This window comes from Peribacillus sp. NPDC076916, from assembly GCF_050269675.1.
Taxonomy (GTDB): Bacteria; Bacillota; Bacilli; order Bacillales; family DSM-1321; genus Peribacillus; species Peribacillus aracenensis.
This window is the reverse complement of the sequence record NZ_JBNNIU010000006.1, coordinates 97,427-116,716: the sequence shown is the minus strand read 5'-3', so window position 1 is coordinate 116,716 and position 19,290 is coordinate 97,427. Positions and strand designations below refer to the sequence as shown.

The 19,290-nt window shown below is 35.5% G+C and carries 16 protein-coding genes and 1 other RNA gene; 11 read left to right on the top strand and 6 right to left on the bottom strand.

Going from position 1 to position 19,290, the window contains the following annotated elements:
- Positions 1–88: 88 nt before the first annotated feature.
- Positions 89–3,337, top strand: coding sequence for an Eco57I restriction-modification methylase domain-containing protein (locus ACQKFG_RS18560; RefSeq protein WP_427561498.1), 3,249 nt, complete (start codon positions 89–91; stop codon positions 3,335–3,337).
- A 529-nt stretch (positions 3,338–3,866) separates the two neighbouring features.
- On the opposite strand, the gene ACQKFG_RS18555 is transcribed toward ACQKFG_RS18560, so the two are convergent.
- Entirely contained in the window at positions 3,867–4,928 is a 1,062-nt protein-coding gene (locus ACQKFG_RS18555; protein WP_427561495.1) for a DUF3900 domain-containing protein, read from the bottom strand.
- A 293-nt stretch (positions 4,929–5,221) separates the two neighbouring features.
- On the opposite strand from ACQKFG_RS18555, the gene ACQKFG_RS18550 reads away from it, so the two are divergent.
- Positions 5,222–6,520: a protoglobin domain-containing protein gene (locus ACQKFG_RS18550; protein WP_427561492.1), complete on the top strand. Its 1,299-nt coding sequence runs from the start codon at positions 5,222–5,224 to the stop codon at positions 6,518–6,520.
- A 317-nt stretch (positions 6,521–6,837) separates the two neighbouring features.
- Here ACQKFG_RS18550 and tatA read toward each other — a convergent pair whose 3' ends face one another.
- Positions 6,838–7,044 (bottom strand): twin-arginine translocase TatA/TatE family subunit, encoded by a 207-nt coding sequence (gene tatA, locus ACQKFG_RS18545; RefSeq protein WP_192204717.1) that lies wholly within the window; start codon positions 7,042–7,044, stop codon positions 6,838–6,840.
- Positions 7,045–7,403: 359 nt separating this feature from the next.
- Here tatA and ssrS point away from each other — a divergent pair.
- The 3 genes from ssrS (at position 7,404) to ACQKFG_RS18530 (ending at position 9,734) form a co-directional block, all read left to right on the top strand.
- Positions 7,404–7,591: non-coding RNA, 6S RNA (gene ssrS, locus ACQKFG_RS18540), on the top strand.
- A 288-nt stretch (positions 7,592–7,879) separates the two neighbouring features.
- The gene (locus ACQKFG_RS18535; RefSeq protein WP_427561487.1) at positions 7,880–9,247 is read left to right on the top strand and encodes an MFS transporter; all 1,368 of its coding nucleotides are present in this window, start codon (positions 7,880–7,882) and stop codon (positions 9,245–9,247) included.
- Between the two features lie 298 nt (positions 9,248–9,545).
- On the top strand, positions 9,546–9,734 hold the full coding sequence (locus ACQKFG_RS18530) for a hypothetical protein (RefSeq protein WP_192204719.1): 189 nt from the start codon (positions 9,546–9,548) through the stop codon (positions 9,732–9,734).
- Between the two features lie 497 nt (positions 9,735–10,231).
- Here the strand turns inward: ACQKFG_RS18530 and ACQKFG_RS18525 are convergent, their stop codons facing one another.
- From ACQKFG_RS18525 to ACQKFG_RS18515, 3 genes are read right to left on the bottom strand one after another with little or no spacing between them, the layout of a single operon-like run.
- Positions 10,232–10,882, bottom strand: a complete 651-nt coding sequence (locus ACQKFG_RS18525; RefSeq protein ID WP_427561484.1) for an ABC-2 transporter permease — start codon at positions 10,880–10,882, stop codon at positions 10,232–10,234.
- Positions 10,883–10,887: 5 nt separating this feature from the next.
- The gene (locus ACQKFG_RS18520; RefSeq protein ID WP_427561481.1) at positions 10,888–11,739 is read right to left on the bottom strand and encodes an ABC transporter ATP-binding protein; all 852 of its coding nucleotides are present in this window, start codon (positions 11,737–11,739) and stop codon (positions 10,888–10,890) included.
- On the bottom strand, positions 11,739–12,119 hold the full coding sequence (locus tag ACQKFG_RS18515; protein WP_427561478.1) for a GntR family transcriptional regulator: 381 nt from the start codon (positions 12,117–12,119) through the stop codon (positions 11,739–11,741). The genes ACQKFG_RS18520 and ACQKFG_RS18515 overlap by 1 nt, the downstream gene beginning before the upstream one ends.
- Positions 12,120–12,438: 319 nt before the next feature.
- Here ACQKFG_RS18515 and ACQKFG_RS18510 point away from each other — a divergent pair, with 319 nt between their 5' ends.
- Together ACQKFG_RS18510 and ACQKFG_RS18505 are read left to right on the top strand one after the other, a co-directional pair.
- On the top strand, positions 12,439–12,657 hold the full coding sequence (locus ACQKFG_RS18510) for a hypothetical protein (protein ID WP_427561475.1): 219 nt from the start codon (positions 12,439–12,441) through the stop codon (positions 12,655–12,657).
- Between the two features lie 274 nt (positions 12,658–12,931).
- Positions 12,932–13,345 (top strand): MFS transporter, encoded by a 414-nt coding sequence (locus ACQKFG_RS18505; protein WP_427561472.1) that lies wholly within the window; start codon positions 12,932–12,934, stop codon positions 13,343–13,345.
- A 157-nt stretch (positions 13,346–13,502) separates the two neighbouring features.
- On the opposite strand, the gene ACQKFG_RS18500 is transcribed toward ACQKFG_RS18505, so the two are convergent.
- Entirely contained in the window at positions 13,503–13,829 is a 327-nt protein-coding gene (locus tag ACQKFG_RS18500) for a YnfA family protein (RefSeq protein ID WP_427561469.1), read from the bottom strand.
- 524 nt (positions 13,830–14,353) lie between these two features.
- Here ACQKFG_RS18500 and ACQKFG_RS18495 point away from each other — a divergent pair.
- The 4 genes from ACQKFG_RS18495 to ACQKFG_RS18480 all read left to right on the top strand — a co-directional run bounded on the left by ACQKFG_RS18495 (position 14,354) and on the right by ACQKFG_RS18480 (position 19,049).
- Positions 14,354–16,018, top strand: coding sequence for an amidohydrolase (locus ACQKFG_RS18495; RefSeq protein ID WP_427561466.1), 1,665 nt, complete (start codon positions 14,354–14,356; stop codon positions 16,016–16,018).
- 88 nt (positions 16,019–16,106) lie between these two features.
- On the top strand, positions 16,107–16,328 hold the full coding sequence (locus ACQKFG_RS18490) for a DUF3311 domain-containing protein (protein ID WP_192204727.1): 222 nt from the start codon (positions 16,107–16,109) through the stop codon (positions 16,326–16,328).
- Positions 16,329–16,345: 17 nt separating this feature from the next.
- Positions 16,346–17,812, top strand: a complete 1,467-nt coding sequence (locus tag ACQKFG_RS18485; RefSeq protein WP_427561462.1) for a sodium:solute symporter family protein — start codon at positions 16,346–16,348, stop codon at positions 17,810–17,812.
- A gap of 289 nt (positions 17,813–18,101) precedes the next feature.
- The gene (locus tag ACQKFG_RS18480; RefSeq protein WP_349730101.1) at positions 18,102–19,049 is read left to right on the top strand and encodes a DMT family transporter; all 948 of its coding nucleotides are present in this window, start codon (positions 18,102–18,104) and stop codon (positions 19,047–19,049) included.
- The last annotated feature ends 241 nt before the right edge of the window (positions 19,050–19,290 follow it).

The following is a 19,290-nucleotide window of genomic DNA, read 5'->3' as shown; positions in this document are numbered from 1 at the left end:
AAAAAGTTAATAATGATGAGTTCTTTCATTCTTATTAATGGAGTCTATAAAAGGTTTAAAAAAAATTGAGAAGTTATCGAGGGGTATAATGAACAACGAAAATGTAATTTTTAATAAAAAACTATTAGGTCGAAGATTAGCAAATTATAAGTTATCCGACATAACGGAATTTGAAAAAAAAGTAAATATTATAAGTCAGTGGCAATATACTTTAGAAAATAAATTAGCTAAACGAACCAAGGAAACTTCTATGCAAGGAGACTTTTTAACTGACTTCTTTACAAATATTTTGGGATATAAAAAACGATATGGTTCAGATAAATGGAATATAAATCAAGAACAGAGAACATTAAAAGATGGTAAGTCAGCAGATGGTGCTTTAGGTTTTTTTACAAATGGTAGTGAAGATATTAAGTGTGTTATTGAATTGAAAGATGCATTAACTGATTTAGATAAAAAACAAAAAAGCAGACAACAGACACCAGTAGAGCAAGGCTTTTCTTACGCTCAAAAATCAGGGAAAAATTGTAACTGGATAATAATATCCAATTTTATTGAAATTAGATTATACCATCACTCCGATGAAACAAAATATGAAAGATTTTTACTCAGTACATTGTCTGAGCACGATGAATTTAAACGTTTTTACTACCTATTAAATAAGCAAAACTTAATTAGCGAAGATTCAAATAGTAATTCTTTAATAAATGATTTTTATAATAAGAATGAACAAGAACAAATTAAAATATCAGAAAATTTTTATAAGGAATATAAAACTACTCGTATTGAATTATTTAAGCACTTAAAAGATAATAACCCTTTGGTGGATGAAGTTCTGCTTTTAGAAAAAGCCCAGAAATTAATGGATAGATTTACTTTTGTTTGCTTCGCAGAGGATAGAGTTCTTATTCCAGAAAAAGTTTTTAAAAATGTTATAAGTATTGCAAGACAATCATTTATTCCATCAAATACAAAAATTTGGTCACAAGTCAAAGGTCTTTTTGACTCAATTGATAAAGGTAATCCTCAGATGAATATTAACAAATTTAATGGAGGATTATTTAAAAAGGATGAAATTTTGGATAACCTTGTTATCACTGATGAAATTTTTATCTTTTTGGAAAAAATATCTGATTATGATTTTGCAACAGAATTAGATGTTAACATATTGGGGCATATATTTGAACAAAGTATTAGTGATATTGAAGAATTTAAGCTAGAACTTGAAGGTAAATTAATTGATAAAAACAAAGGTAAAAGAAAGAAAGATGGTATTTACTACACGCCAACATACATAACAAAATATATCGTTGGTAAAACATTAGGGTCATGGTTAGACGAAAGAAAGCAAGAGTTAGGAGAAGACAAGCTAACACCAATTCCTGATTTCAATGAGTTAATGACTCGAAGTGAGAGAACGTCCAGAACAAAAATAATTAATAGTCATATAGAGTTCTTAAAAGCCTATAGAGAAACGCTTCTAGGGGTGAAAATCCTTGACCCTGCATGTGGTTCAGGAGCATTTTTGAACCAAGCATTCGATTATTTAAGGCATGAAGGTATAAAAGTTAATACAATGTTATCAAAATTGGAAAGCGGTCAAATCTCTTTTTTAGATTTAGACAAGGACATTTTAAAAAGTAATCTTTATGGAGTGGACATAAATAAGGAATCTGTAGAAATTACAAAACTGTCCCTATGGTTAAAGACTGCTAATAAACAAGAAGAGTTGACTTCTTTGGATGATAATATAAAATATGGTAACTCGCTAGTTGATGATATCACCCTACAGAATGAAACTCCATTTAACTGGCAAGAGGAATTTAAGGATATTTTAGCTAGTGGTGGGTTTGATATTATAATCGGAAATCCACCATATGTAAGACAAGAACTTATTAATAGTTATAAACCCTATCTTAAAACGAATTATAAGACGTATAGTGGGAGAAGTGACTTATATGTTTACTTCTTTGAAAAGTCTATATGTTTACTCAATAAAAAAGGAAAGATGTCTTTCATAGTATCCAGTAAATACACTAAAGCAAAATATGGTGAACCACTCAGAGAATATATTTTAGATAACTGTGTGTTAGAAGAATTTATAGACTTTGGTGATACAGAGGTTTTTAAAGGCATCACTGCTTATCCATCAATAATTAGATTAAAAAAACAACAGAGCAAGGTAATAAGGTCACGTAATCAAGTATTATATAGCAATCTTGAAAATAAAAAATTCAATAATATTTCCAATATTATACAGGAAAATCAAGTAATTCTAAAACAATCAAGATTAAATAGTGGAGAATGGATATTTAAATCGGAAGAATATTTAGATTTAATAAAAAAGCTACAAAGTAAAAATCCTACTTTAAAGAGTAAACTAGGTCAACCTAGAGTGGGCTTTAAAACAGGTTTAAACAAGGCATATATTTTGACTAAAGAAGAAGCAAATAAATTAATAATGTCTAACGAAAAAAGTAAGGAGATTATATATCCTATTTTATTTGGAGAGAATATAAAACCCTATAAAATCATTCCTAACTATTTTACTATATTCCCTTATATTGAAACAAATGATGGTCTGAAGTTGGTTAATATTTCAGAGTATCCGTCTGTAAAAAGACATTTGGAATCTTTCAGGGGTGACCTCGAAAAAAGAGCAATAATTAAAGAAGGTCTGAGTAAGGGTACTAAAATGTGGTTTGAATACCAACAAATTAATAAAACGTTCTCTTTGAAGAAAAAATATATAGTATATCCAAATGTAGCAGGTCAAAACAGCTTTGCCGTTTCAGAAGGAAACATTCTTGATATGACTGCCTTTTATATAGAGTGTGATGAAATTAATATCACCTCCTATATAACTTTATTAAATTCACAATTTGTTGAAAAATTTATTAGAAATCTAGCAATTGAAAGGAGAGGTGGATTTAGAGAATATAAAACGCAATACTTAAATCAAGTTCCTCTGTATATTTTTAACGGTAATCAGCGACAAATGTTACACCATTTTTATATAAGAGTTAATGATTTTCAGCTGGAGTCTGAAACATATAGGAAGAGTGTAAATGAATTTCTTATGTCGGAATACAAGTTGAAAATCAGTTATAACTTTGATATTTCCAATTTGTCGTGGCAAGAATTTATTAATTTCCTTATGAAACAAAGTACAACTGAACTTACTGTTTCTGAAAAGGAAAAATTACATCAATGGTTTGTTGAAAAACATCGAACATTAAATCAAATTAGGTACAATCTTGGTGAATTGAAAAATTCTATAAATGAATTGGTTTATTCTTTCTATAAGCTTAATGTTGAAGAGATAAAATATCTATGATTAAAGGATAATAACATAACAAAAAGAAAGCTCAGAAATTTGAGCTTTCTTTTTTTATGCTTTTAAAAATTCAACAAACAATGTATAAATACTGTCACTGTATTAGTTTAATTTATTTTTAAGTGTGGTATTTCTATTCTTTACTGGGATTGTGTTATGTACTTTTACGTGTGTTGTTTAAGCTAAAAAAACCTTCACCACATTATTGAAGAGTACGAGCGAACAGATTATAGAAAAGAAGATACAAAAGCACAAACTTACTTAAAACTAAAAACATTATCAAAAAAGACCTTTTTTGTATAATAAATATTTAAAAATGAAGCCAGTGAGCTTTTTCTTGTCACTGGCTTTGGTCTTAGTAAAAGAGTTGTTAATTAAAGGAAACCTCACACAGACTAAGAGCATAATTTTTGGTCACTAATGGGGTCACTAAATGAGTAAAAACCCTGTAATATCAGTGCTTTTTAACTTATATGTGCGGTCACTAATTTGGTCACTAAATTGTAAATTTTACACTGAATCCTTACTTTCAAACCTTATTACTAATCCGCTCCACAATCTCCATCAAATCATCCGGCCTGTGAAATTCAATCGGCGAAACACCTTTATCGAACTGAATTGTATCGGCTTCAATCATTAATACATACTTCCCATTAATCTTCCCTAAATGAATGCTTTCCCCAAAATCGGCTAGAAGTCCTTTGATGGATGTACTCCCAAGCTTCATTCGTAATTCAGCTTCAGGTGTATGTTCGACAATCTGGGCTGTGGCTTCGACGACTTGGTGGGTTTCAAGACGTTCTTGGATTTCCCGCTTTTCACTCGTTTCCCAGATTTCCAGGTCCTGTTCGAATTTGTGCAGTTCGTCACTGTTTTCTTCGAATTGGGCGGATACATGTTCATGGACCATGTGGATGACCTGGTTTTTCATGATTTCCGGCATCGACTCGCCATACTCTACGAATTTCAAGAAGTCCTCGAAGTAGCGGGCATGTGAGGCCTGGTGGATTTTTAGTTCACCTTCTTCGACCATACCTTCTTCGGGCATGTATGGGTATTGAATGGATTTCATATTTTTAGTGGTGATTGCCATTTCGACGTGCCTAATCAAGGTTCGTTCATCCGAAATGGAAGCAACTTTAGGCTCGAAATCACATTTTAATAAGAATACGAATGGTTCATCAAGATATTTGGATAATTTAGCCGAAGCAATTATGAAGACACCGCCACGGACGGCACTTGTATCAATATAGGACCGCGTGAATTGTTCATTTTCCTCTTGGAATTCCTCTTTCGTTTTGGCATAGCGAACACGGTTAAATACATTGTAATTAGGGTTGGAATCAAGTGCATGTCCTTCTTCGACAATGAAAGAACCGATTTTCGTCGGTATTTGTTCAGTTTTTGGATGACGGTCCACTTTTCGCTTGGAAATCTTCATCAATTCCCCATCCAAAAAATCCTTTAGAGGACTTTCTTCGTATTCTTGGGTATCAAGTGTTTGGAAATGTTTAAAACGCTTATCAGCTTGATCGCCTTTTCCTTCAACTTGGATTAGATAAAAAGATAGATAGGTAATTGTAAAATCCATGAATGTCACCTTCTTCAATTAGTAAGCATTATTCCCATACTTTTTTTAAGACTTAATAAGTATAGTGATGTACTTTGATTCCGTCAAACGATTGGTGTACGAATGGTCAGAAGAATATTGATGAATTATTTCAAAATCTTCTCTGAGACACTCCTGGAGTGTTTTTTTGTTTGGACATAAATAGTTCATAAGTCTTGTGTGAATGAGGAAAATTTATCAAAGTGAATTAAGATTAATAGACTTTATGTCGAAATAGTATATATGGGTAGAAAAAAATGGAGGGTAATTCAATCATGAAAAGTATATGGAGAAGTAGACAAAAGATAGATTCAATAGACTATATGCAATATAAAGAACAAGTCGGTATCAATATCAGCGAATATCCGAGTGTATTGAATCAAGTGGGCATGATTCATTTGACGATCGGGGATTTGTGCATAATTCGTTCTTTACAGGAAAAAGTGAAAGAACACTTGACCCAAATTGTAGGGAATTTTTATAAAAATCTAGAAAAAGAACCCTCTTTAATGAAAATTATTTCGGACAATAGTTCTGTTGAGAGATTGAAAAAAACACTGCATCGCCATATGTTCGAAATGTTTAGCGGTACCATTGATGATGCGTATGTTAAACAGCGTTATATTATCGCACAAGTACATGTGCAAATTGGACTGCAGCCAAAATGGTATATGAGTGCTTTTCAGGATTTATTGCAATCATTAATCATTCATGTGATTTCCGATATAAAAAATATTGAGCAATATCAAGAAAACATTCTGGCTGTCACTAAAATTTTTAATTTAGAGCAGCAAATAGTTTTAGAGGCATATGAACTTGAAAATGAGAAGATTCGCCAAAAAAGCTTAGAAGAAAAAGAAACGATTAAACTACAGGTCAATCATAATGCAGAGGAATTGGCAGCAATCAGCCAAGAGACTAGTTCAGCAACTCAATTAATGGCAAATAAGGTAGGCGAAATTCATGATTTCACTCAAAAAGGGTCAGAGATTGCCATACATGCAGAGGGAAAATCAAATGAGGGAGTCGAACTGTTACAAGGATTAGAGAGAAGATTGGTAAAAACGCAAGAGCAAATGACGATCATCTCCAAAGATATGGAACAGCTATCCAATACGTCAAAGGAAATTGAACGAATTGTCACGATCATCACTTCAATTGCAGAGCAAACGAATTTGTTGGCGTTGAACGCAGCGATTGAAGCGGCAAGAGCCGGTGAAAATGGTAAAGGATTTGCGGTTGTTGCTGGTGAGGTTAGGAAGCTTTCAGAAAATACCAAGGAATCAGTTTCGGAAGTAGTGAAACTGGTTAATGGAATTGCTCATTTTACCGATGTCATGAACACGTCAATTACCATGGTTAGCGGTGAAATTACTAAAGGCACGAAACAAGGAAAAGAGACTGGCATATTTTTTACTGAAATAGCAAACTCCATGCTTTCTGTTAAAGAGCAGAATATTAAGATCACAAAGGAAATGACAGAGCTGAATGGGATATTCGAGGATATTAATGAAGCGTTCAATCAGGTGGCCGTTTCCTCGGATCAATTGACTCAATTAACGATGAACTTGTAACGATTTTGTTGGATGGAACACCTTGTTGGGGTTCATTCATATTTTAATAAACAACTCGATAGAATATTTATAAAAAAAGCCCTGAAGCGGTTTATAGAATAGGAACAAACATGAAGGAAATAAAACAATTCCAAGGTGCCGGTAACAGGCTGCTCAATAAATCACTTGATATAAAATAAGTTTAATGTTATATTAATAAAGCGATGAGCTAATTTGTGTAAGTCGTAGAACATGCTTTTAGCTAAACGTCGGGATGTGGCCTGACGGTTCTGCGCCACAAACGCATCAAAGACGCCTGCTGCGTGCAGGCGTCTTTTTCATTTGATCGATTCTTTTTTTGCAGCTTGTACATCTTCCTTGAATTCCTCTTGTATTTCTTCTGTTATTCCTTTGGTTGCATCCTTAAACTCCCTTAGTGAGGTACCCACTGCCCGACCAATTTGAGGCAGCTTGTTCGGTCCAAAAACAATTAAAGCTAAAAGAAGGATTAAAATCAAACCGGGAAAACCAATGTTTGAAAGCATAACTAGTCACTCCAATCAATTCTGTTAGTTAATATTATAAACTCCTTCCATGTATTTGCAAATGTTATTTAGGATATACTATAAAGTTCAGCATCCGATGATCTTCGCAAGACAAACACTTTCAATTCCGTCCTTATTTTATCTTGCACATTCTATCAGAAAATATTAAATACCCAAGGATGCTATTCCTTAAAAAGATATCAATGAAAGTCGGGGACAGTATGAGAAATTAGAGTGCAGCCATTAACTTTGCCGTTTTGGCATGACTAATCCGTCTGCTTAATGTGTAACATGAAATTTTTTTGTTGTCTTGGAATGATTAAACTTGCAAGATTGAAGATATTTCGGTATTATAACTATACAAGCTGCGTTGTTCGTAATGATAATTAAGTTTTAACCTTTAAGCTGTAATAGGGAGTTTTATATCGAGACAGGAATGTTATGCCTCGTCACTGACTTGGACAACAGGATTGTTTCTGCAAACACCCACTTTGAGGAGTGGTGGTTTAAAACTTTCTTACTTGAATACGGCAATTGCGGCTTACTACTTTTATAATTAGAAACCAGTTCCGATAAGGGACTGGTTTTTTGTTGTTTTTACTTATTTTCGGAACTTTGTATATAACGATAGCATCAGAAAACATTTTAAGATATTTATGAAAAAAATATGAAACTTTTTATTGAAATATCAGATAATTAGCATTTATAATAATAATTAGATAACACAGTTCACTATTTGTATAAAATGATGGTGAGTTGATGTTTTTTTAAAGGATTACGTAAGCGCTATCATTTTGATGGAAGTACTGGAGTCACCTGGAGAGGAGAAAATTTTATGGCTAAAATTAATACGAGCGAGGTAATTAGCAACAGTAAGTTCAATCGGTTTCATTTTGGATTGCTGGCATGGTGTTTTATCATTATCCTTTTTGATGGCTATGACCTCGTCGTTTACGGTACGGTTGTCCCGGTATTGACGGAGGAGTGGAACCTTACTTCCGTGGAAGCGGGGGCAATGGGGAGCTATGGACTATTTGGAATGATGTTTGGGGCCATTTTCTTCGGTACATTAGCAGATCGGATTGGCAGAAAAAATGTAATCGCTATTTCACTGATTTTATTTAGTTTATTTACACTATTATGTGGATTCGCGAACACGCCTACCATGTTTTCGACTTTCCGATTTTTAGCCGGATTAGGGCTAGGGGGAATCATGCCGAACGTCATTGCCTTATTGACGGATTATGCACCGAAAACGATGCGGAGCATGGTCGTTTCAATCGTTTTGTGCGGTTACTCATTCGGGGGGATGCTTGCCCCGATACTGGGTATCTTGCTTATGCCTTCACTAGGCTGGGAATCAATATTCTGGTTTGCAGGAATACCATTGTTATTTTTACCCTTCATGATGAAGCGTTTACCAGAGGCTTCGACGCATCTGATCAGAATTGGCAAAAAAGAAGAATTGATCAGGGTATTATCCAAGGTCAGTCCGGAGAGTAAATTCGACATCAAGGATGAAATGGTGGAAGTGAAAAAAACAGATACGAATATGCCGATTGTTGGATTATTCAAGGATTCCCGTGCATTAAGCACACTGATGTTCTGGATTGCCTTTTTCATGTGCCTATTGATGGTATATGGATTGAATACATGGTTACCAAAGTTAATGATCGAGGCAGGCTATGCGCTGAATTCAAGCTTAGGTTTCTTGATCGTTCTTCAAGGGGGCGCTATCGTAGGCACACTTATCATCGCTAAACTTTGTGATCGCTATGGATCCAAGAAAATGCTTGTGCCGATGTATGCGCTTGGGGCAGTCAGTTTGACCCTATTGGGAATGGGCGGAAGCTCCTTTGTGATTTACACTTTGGTAGCGGTTGCAGGAGCCTGTACCATTGGTGCCCAAAATCTTGTACAAGCCTATGTTTCCCAGTACTATCCGCCCAATATTAGATCTACGGCATTAGGGGTTGCATCTGGAATCGGAAGGATCGGCGGTATGCTCGGACCTATCCTCGGCGGATTCCTATTATCCATCGCGCTGCCCATCCAACTGAATTTCATCGCCTTCGCTATTCCGGGTCTCATTGCAGCGGTTGCGTTATCATTCGTTCCAGCGAAAATGGCTTATTATAAACATGGTCATCTGGAACCAACTGAAGAAATGGTGGTAGAGTCCAATAAAATGAACGTCTTGTAAAATTAAATGCATGAAATGCAGTGCAGGGATACCTCCGCAGTCATTTCATGCATATTTGTTTTATTGTCATAGATTGACGAAGTAATGGTTCTATATGCAAATTGAAAAGGATAAGCGGAAAGATTTCTGGATGGCTTGGCCTATTCTTGAGAAAAGTTGCTTAAATGTTCATAATTTCGCAATTCAAGTCATTCTTAAGATAAAGAATAAATGTTAGAATGATGGTACGGATAATTAATTCCTCCTTAAAATGGAGCGAACTAGAAAAAATATCTCATCTTTTGTGAGGAGTCTTACTTTGAAAATTTTAAAACATGTAATTTTTTGGTTAAGCATTATAGGGACATTATTCTCTATGATTTATTTCTTTGTAGCGGACATTCCGTTATATGTTAAATTATTAGGCGGAGCCATCATCCTTTACCTTGCTTATGATCTTATAACAGAATCAAGGAAAAGAAAGCGTAAAGAAGCCTTGGAAGCTTAATCCTTATATTCGTTAAAAGCCCTCTTTGATAAGAGGGCTCAGTTTGTTTAAAAAAGGGGTTTGGAATGGTCACATTTCGAGTCCCTTTCACGATTTTATCGAGGGAATTATCACCCGGATTTTATAATAAGATTTGAACGTCGTATTCCTCTCCAGGCACTCGCTTTCCGCGGGCGGTCTGCCCATTGGCGCTGCTTGCAACTGTGGGTGGACCCCTTTCCTCGCAGGAGTATTGAACGCATATTCCGATCAACTGGAATGTTTTTTTAGAAAAAACTGTGGGCAAACTTGCGTGTCTTCGAGTTTGCCTCCAGTCTGAGTTCTCTTTAATAAGAGGGGGGGAAGCCAATATTTCGGAAATTTTGTACGCTTAGGAAATTTAAATCTAAAAAAGCCGATATCCTTCAAAGGAATCGACTTTTTTTAATTACAAATACTAAAAATGCAAACAGTATTACAAATATTATTTTAATGTATAATCGCCTCAAAATAAGAAGCTATAAGTTTTTCTTTGAAAAGATTTTGATTGATATAATCATTGAAATTAAGATAATAAATATAGATATCACAAAAGGCATCCAAACCATTACTGTTTGAGGTAGTGGCAAGTGAAAATTGATATTAAAATTCATCGATTGATACCATTCAATAATAGTAGGTAGTATAAATGGTGTTAAAAATATCAAAATAAAAAAGATATACTTTGTTTTTTCATAGCCAAATTTAGTTTGAACAGGTATTAATATTCCGAAAAAAATAGAAATGATCAAAAGAGCTATCCCTATACTATAAATATTTAATCTTGCTAGCCCTGTAGAAGAACCAATTGCTCCTCCAAGGTTAAATAAAAGGAAACACCCAATAAAAATCACAAGAACAAATAGATATTTTGCTTTAATGACACCATTACGAGTATGTGGGGTTGTACAAAGAAGTGCTGATCCCATATATTTATCCTCTTGCATCGAAACCATATTAAACAAAATATATTCCGTAAATAAAACGGTAATAAGAAAACTTGTAAAGCTACCGTTATCAAATCCTAACTTTGAATAAATAATTATGGGTCCAATAACTGCAAAAATAACCATAAATAATAGATGTTTTTTGGCTAGAATGAAATCCTTTTTGACAAGATGAAATAGCATTTTTATCACTCCTTTACATAGGCTAACATTATATTTTCAATGGAAGGCCTCTCTATTAGACAATCGTTCATTTGTTCACGTACTACGTCTAATTTGTCGGTAATTCCTTCGAAGCCAACTGCTGTTTGACGCAAACTTAAAAATAATCTTCTTGTATGTTCATTGATTAAACTATTATCTCCTTTGACCAAAGCATGCCTATCCAGTAGGTCATCTTTACTTTCGTTGAATATGATTCTGCCTTTATCAATCAATATAAGCATGTCAGCTACTTTATCCAAATCAGAAGTTATATGAGTAGAAAAGAATACACTCTTTCCGTCCTCTTCCATGAAATCTAAAAGTATCTCCATTAACTCATTACGAATTAATGGGTCAAGACCACTTGTTGGCTCATCCATTATCAATAAATCAGCATGATGAGAAAGAGCTAATGTAATGGCAAATTTCATTCGCATACCTTTCGATAAGGTTGCAATTTTTTGGTTTAATTTCAAATTAAATCGATTGATATACGTAAAAAAAACAGATTCATCCCAGTTCGTATATGCAGGAGCAATTATACTTTTCATTTCTTTCAATGTCATATCTTCATAAAAATAGCCTTCATCTAAAACAACCCCGATACGATTCTTTACTATGTACTCATTTTTTTCTATTTCTTTGCCAAAAAACTTAATGCTACCTTCGTCCCTTGGATAGAGTCCAAGTATAGTTTTTATAGTTGTTGTTTTTCCGGAACCATTAATTCCGATAAATCCAGTTATACAACCTTCGTTTAATAAAAAGTCAACGTTATCTAAGCTGAAAGTATCTAACTCTTTCTTTAAGTTTTTCACATCTAAAACAGCTGTCATCACTCATCATCCTCTTCAAAAATGATATCCATCATTAAATAAAGTTCTTGTTTATTTATTCCTAGAGTTTTAGCCATTTGCCATGCCTCTAAGAGCTTTTTTTCAATCATGCGCCTTTTAGATTCCGACAACATCTCTAAGTTGTCGGATGCTACAAATGAACCCTTTCCAACGGTTGTTACAATAAATCCTTCCTTTTCTAATTCGTCATATACTCTTTTTGTTGTAAGAACACTAACGTGTAAATCATTTGCTAATGAACGAATGGACGGAAGTTTTTCACCTTCTTTTAATTCCTGACGGAGAATTCCACCTTTGATTTGATCCTTTATTTGTTGATATAACGGATGTTCGGAACCATTTTTAATAATTATTTTCATAGAAACCCTCTTTTTCAACTGTATATTTCGTTGATATACACTATATACATAATATACAATTATTACAAGTTAATTTCAATTATCAAGAAAAAATAATTTCTTATGATTAATCCAATAATTGTAAAGGGCATGTTTAGAAGTTACTTAACCATAAACGACCGTTTTTAATGGAACTGATAAATATTTTAAGAAAAAACAACCTATTTATATTAATCTATAGAACCAAAACACATTCCCAAAATCAAAGTAACAATTTTGATATCTAATACCGTTTTTGGTGCTAATAAAGGGTAATAAAAACTATTGCAGGTGATGAATGATGATATTTGATTATGCACGTGTAAGTAAGAAGGAACAAAACTTGGATATGAAGGTTGATGCTCTTACAAAGTTTGGGGTAGAAAAAATTTATAAAAAAATTGATGAAAGTTTTTCTTTCGTACAATGGCAAAAATTGCAGAATAAGAACGAGAGCAAGCCAGAGGAAGGAATGGTGGCAGACCATCGAAGAAAAAGGACAAAGTTGAAATGGCAATAAAAATGAATAAAGAGTCAATAAATTATTGAATGATAAAAAACGAAAAAAGCAAATTGGTGGACGTTCTGAATCAAGTGAATCTAGACGGACAATGCACCATGAATGATAATTATGTCTTTCAGGAGCAACTCAAAAGTGAAATGAAAGGGTTTCCAGTTAAAAAGTTATTCAAAAAAGGGAGGACTTTAAGCACCCTCGTGTTTTGGATTGCCTTTTTCATGTGTTTGTTCGTAATATATGGCTTGAGTAGATGGCTTCCAAAGATCATGGGAGGATGGGATATGAATTAGGTTCAAGCCTGACATTCTTAGTAGTATTGAACCTTGGAGCAATTGTTGGAGGGAAGCTTGCAGACAGATATGGTTCCAAGGGGATTCTGGTAACTTTTTTGGTCATTGGATTCATCACCCTCACGATGCCGAGTTTCAAGCCAAGCATGATCATGCTTTATATACTGATTTCCATTCAAATCGTCACGAATGCATATGTATCCCATTATTATCCGAATGAAATCCGTTCTACAGGAGCCGGCTGGGCATTGGGCATCGGCAGAATTGTCGGAATACTTGCTCCTGCTTTCTGCGGGATCCTGCTTGATATAAGATTGTCATTGCAAGTCAATTTTTTAGCTTTTGCCATACCATGCATGCATCATTGCAGCAGCGGCGATTTGGTTCATTCAGGATAATTTCAGCAACATGACTGAAATCAGGCAGGAAAAGAAATTGATATAACGTAACGTACACCAATGCTGAATCACTGTATTAAAATCAGTTGAAAATCTGCCAAACAAGAAGTGGAGAATTTGGTAATAGAAATTAAAGGGCCTTATGCCCTTTAATTTCTTAGTGTCTAGGGCCCCATATAATGACTGAAACCCCGACCAAACAGATTACAGCGCCAATCCAATCATATAAATCAGGGGTTTTCTTATCGATGCCCCATCCCCATAAAACCGATAAAACAATGAAACCCCCCCCATATGCAGCATAGACCCGTCCAAAGGTTGGGAACGTTTGGAAAGTTGCAATGATGCCGTATAGCACCAATCCGAAACCTCCGGCTAAACCTAGGTAAATGGATTTACCTTCTCTTAACCAGAGCCAAATCAGGTAACCGCCACCAATTTCCGCCAGGCCAGCCATAATGAAAATCAAAGTAGTAACTACCATATATATACCTCGCTTCCTCGTTGAAATTTTATCATATATGAACTGTAAATGATTATACTTCAACAAAGTTCTAACTAAATGAAAGTTACTGGAGAATCATCTTTTTCTTCATTAATGGGATATAGGTATGAAGGTGTTTGGGCAGTTCTGGTAACCTTCTATATTTTTAAGATAGAAGTTAAAAGAATATTGATAAACGTTAAAGTAGGATCGTTTAAAATATATATATATGGCGGAATATTCTGAATTTTTATTGACTTTTTATAACGTTGTGTGTATTATTCACTAAGAAGTGGTACTGACGTTATGATGAGTTTTCGTAAATGTAAAAATATATTCAATTATAAAGAAGGAGGAAATTAAATAGCGGAAATGTTATTACTTATAGTGGAAGGATGTATTCGCCTGATTTCTGATGGGTGGGTTATATACTATTTTCGAAAGAGACAAGAGAAAATTTAAGGCTTTAATGTTACTTCTTTTATCCGTATTAATTCTAATAGCTCTTTAGAGGAGGCATTTTTATGGTTCATGTGGATCTCTTGATAACGAACGCAAACGTTTTGACATTAGATAAAAAAAGTCGTATAGGAGGTTCTGTAGCAGTAAGTAATGGAATCATCATCGGAATCTGGACTGAATTGGAACCTCCTCGCGCGTCCATTGAATATTCCAGCCGGACACAAGTTATCAATTTAAAAGGTGCAACATTGCTTCCTGGCTTTATCGACACCCACAACCATTTATTGATGTATTCCCAGTTTCGAAAACAAGCAAACTGCAGTTCACCCCTTAATCAAAATATTGAAGATATACAAGCCCGCCTTCTTTCAATGGCCAAACAAACTGAAAAAGAGAATTGGATTTTAGGTTTTGGCTATGATGATACCCTTTTAAAAGAACAAAGGCATCCAACCCGGGCTGAATTGGATGCAGTCGTACCAGATCATCCCGTTTTTATCAGGCATGTTTCCGCACACTTCGGAGTGGTAAACTCTGCAGCTCTTAAAATTGCAGGTATTGATGAAACTGTTTTGGACCCTCCTGGTGGACATCTGGGCCGGGATAGTTCAGGGCGACTGAATGGTATATTATATGAGCTGCCTGCTATGAATTTGGTGGAAACGAAGATCCCGGCACCATCTTTGGATTTATTGGTTTCACTATTAAGCGAAGGCTCTAAGGATTACGTAGAAAAAGGCATCACTACAAATACTGATGCCGGTGTAGGGTTAAATATGGGCATAGTTGAACTTGAAGCCCATCTTCAGGCAATGGCAGAAAGAAAAAATCCAATGCGGATGCAATTAATGGTCATGCACAATATCCTACGGGAAGGAAATGAATTAGGAAAATATACAGCAAGTGAACTCAATATGGAGATTATTGAAAAATCATATGGTCGCGCCCGTCTGGATAGTGCTAAGTTGTTTCAAGATGGGTCAATTCAAGGATTAACAGCAGCATTGCGGCAGCCATACCATTGTAATCCTAAAGTTTCCGGTGAATTATTACATGAACAAAAAGAATTCAACGAAGAAGTTCTTGATTTAAATAAAAGGGGTTTTCGCATAACTACACATGGAAATGGAGACAGGGCCATTGGCTCCATTTTAGATGCTTATGAATTCGCATTGAAAAAAAATCCCCGCATAGATCACCGCTATCGAATTGAACATTTGCAAACCGTGACTAGATACGATTTAGAACGAATGAAAAGCCTTGGCATAGCAGGTTCATTTTTCATTAATCACGTGTATTATTGGGGCGATAGGCATAAAAAAATGTTCCTTGGACCTGAAAGAGCCAACGAAATGAACCCGTTAAGAGACGCGCTTCAAAATAACTTGTTATTTACTTTGCATTCCGATTGTCCAGTAACACCCATCTCACCATTATTTTCAGTTTGGGCTGCAGTCAATCGCATTACAATGGGAGGGGAAGTATTAGGACCTGAACAAAGGATAGACGTAGAAAGTGCACTGAGGTCAATGACGATATGGGGTGCGGAAATTAATTTTGATGAAAAGAATACCGGAAGTATCGAGATTGGAAAGAGAGCGGACTTTGTTATTCTTTCAGAAGATCCACTGAAGGTCGATCCATTAGAAATTAAGGATATTCCGGTACTTGCCACTATTGTGGATGGTCAAGTTGTTTACCAAATGGATTGGAGTTTAATAGGTTGAACCTAAGTCGTTTAAAAACACTACCCACTTAGCAAAGTATTCGATAGGAATCGCATACTTAAAAATCTAAGGAAAGGTGGAGAGAATTATGCCTCGCCGAAAATTAGCTGGTATATTCATAGGTGTGATAATTCCATTTCTGGCCATTATAGGCATCGTTCCTTTTATTGCGAAACTTGATTTTAGTGTTCTGGGAATACCCATCCTTTATTTTTGGGTGTTTATGTGGTTTCCACTAACTACCCTTTGTCTTTGTATATCTTGGCATATTTATGATCGTCATCAATATAAAAATGAAAAGATGGGGTAGATAAGGAGGAATGGATAATGGCGGCGATTGTGTTTGGATCTATTATACTCTTATCAATTGGAATCGCATTGAACAGTCGGGGTGGAAGAGGGAAAATTGGTGTTGAGGAATATTTGGTAGGAGGCAGATCATTCAGTGGAATATTGCTATTCTTCCTCGCCGTAGGTGAAATATATAGTATAGGAACGATGATTGGATTTCCAGGAGGAATATACGCCAAAGGTCCGGGATATGGCATCTGGTTTCTAGGTTATATACTTCTTGCTTACCCCATTGGATATTATATGGCCCCATTAATGTGGAGAGCTGGGAAAAGGTATGGTGCAATGACTCTTCCGGATATATTCAAAGGGCATTACTCCCATAGAGGTTTGGAACTAGTAGTGGCAATTTCCGCATTGCTCTTCATGATCCCATGGGGACAGTTGCAATTTGAGGGACTCGTCGTTGCGCTTGATGCCCTAGGTTTTAATTTATCCCCAACACTGTCAGTCATTGTTTCAGGGTGTCTAGCATTTATTTATATATCGATTTCTGGTGTGAAGGCTCCAGCACTCATTTCTATCCTTAAAGATATAATTATGCTTCTAGCGATCATAATCACTGGGATAGTGGTTATAAAAGAAATTAATGGAGTGTCAAACCTATTCAATTTGGCGGAGCAACATGGGGCGATGGTTACGATAGACAAATCAGAAGATGTCGTTTTTAGTATGACCACTATATTTTTTCAATCATTAGCATTCTATTGCATGCCGATCATCGTTTCTGTCGTATTCACTAGTAAGTCAGAAGGGACAATTAAGCGAACTCAAAGATTCATGCCATTGTACATGTTGATGTATCCTTTTCTCATACTAGCTTCATATTTTGCTCTTGTTTCAATACCTAATTTAGATAATCCCAACCATGCCTTCATGGCAACGGTTACAAGCATCCTTCCTCCTTGGGCAGTCGGTTTGGTAGCTGCTGGGGCAGCTCTTTCAGGTATTTTAGTACTTGCTGTAACTAGCTTGGCAGTTGGAGGTCTCGTTTCCAGGAATTTATTAAGTAATGTTCCTGAAAAATCTCAGAGGAAATGGGTCCAAATTATTGTTCTTCTCTATCTGTTGTGTTCGATGGGGCTAACATTGTTGGCGCCAAGCTTGATGCTGAATTTGATTAACACAGCATATTATGGATTTGGGCAATTCCTGCCTGGATTATTATCGATTTTCTTTTTCCGATCCATAAGACCTGCAGGAATTGCAGCAGGACTTATTGCAGGGGATCTGTTCGCCATCTGTATGCATTTAGCACAGATGAATTTCTTGAATATTAATATTGGCTTAATTGCTTTATTGATCAACTTCACAGTTACTTATTCAATTAGTATGTATTTGAAAAGAAAACAGAAACCTCAGACCACTTTTGAAGAACCGATCGCCTACAAAAGCATTGAAGTAGAAGAAGCCTATCCAAATAACTCTGCCATTGTCGATTAATAATTATATTTTTATGCATTTATAATCCTCAATATAATTTCAAGCTATATGAAAAATGGGAATATTGTTCCACATGATAAACGGGTATCCATCAGTGTTCTTGCAAATTAAAACAACAAAAAAGGCTAATAAAAATATCAACACCACATTATTGTCTTTTTACATTTCAAATACGTAAAATATCCCTAAAAAGACCAGGATTTTTTAGCTCTAACTTGGATTGCAAATCAGATGCAAAGGGTACTATACCTAAATAGGAACATAGTAATCTAGTTGAGGAGTTGCAGCCATGAAATCCCGAACATTTGCATACATGTTAGCGCTATTTCATTCAAGTATTGTCGGCCTATCTTTCTTATTTACGAAAATGGCGATTGCAGAATCGAATCCGCTTGATACTTTGGCGTTCCGATTCACGGTTTCTTTCGTCATCATTTTATTCCTGGTCGCCGTTAAAGTCATTAAGGTGAACTATTCCTGGGAGTCGGTTAAAAATCTGATCCCGCTATCCTTGTTGTTCCCAACTCTTTTCTTTGCCTTTCAAACTTTCGGACTTAAGTATTCGCAATCCACCGATGCTGGAATTCTGTCTGCCGTCACCCCAATTCTAACATTGATGATAGCTGGATATTTCCTGAAGGAGAAAACTTCTTTATTTCAAAAGCTTTCGATTGTTTTGTCGGTAGTCGGGGTCATTTTTATTTTTGTGATGAAGGGGAGCACCATCGATTTTTCCGACATGCTTGGGATGCTATTGATCTTGCTATCCTGTATTGCAACGGCCTGTTACACAACGATGACCCGTTCACTTGCCAAGGACTATACGCCAGGTGAAATGTCCTTTTTCATGATGGGAACAGGCTTTGTCATATTTAACGTGGCTGCGCTCTTCACCCACTTAAAACAAGGAACGATGGCGGAATTCTTTACACCATGGTCGAGCATGGAATTCATCAGTTCCATTTTGTATTTGGGAATATTGGCTTCATTGGTCACTTCGTTATTATCCAATACGATTTTATCAAAAATCAAAGCGTCCCAAATGAGTGTGTTTGCTAACCTTTCCACAGTTGTCACGATAACGGCAGGAACTCTCATTCTAAATGAAAAGATTACCATCTATGATATTTTGGGGTCGATACTAATCATTTTAGGTGTAATAGGCACGAATTATTTTGGTGTGAAGAAAGAGCATTCAATAAAAGTGAAACTGGAATATAATGAAGGGAAAATGTGAATGAAAATGGTCCGTCCCATTAGGGATGGACCATTAAGACTGTAGACAAACTGAAAATCGGGCTGTCTACAGTTTTTTTATGGCTTGTACAATTTAGTCGTGGATTTCCGCTCCAGACATGCGCTTTTCTAAGCAGGAGTCTCGCACATCCGCTCCGATCAACTTAGGTATAGCATTTAGATTGAAACTATATCCGAGGAGTTGAAGATATTGCTTTGGGTCAGTTGGTTCGGGAACAACA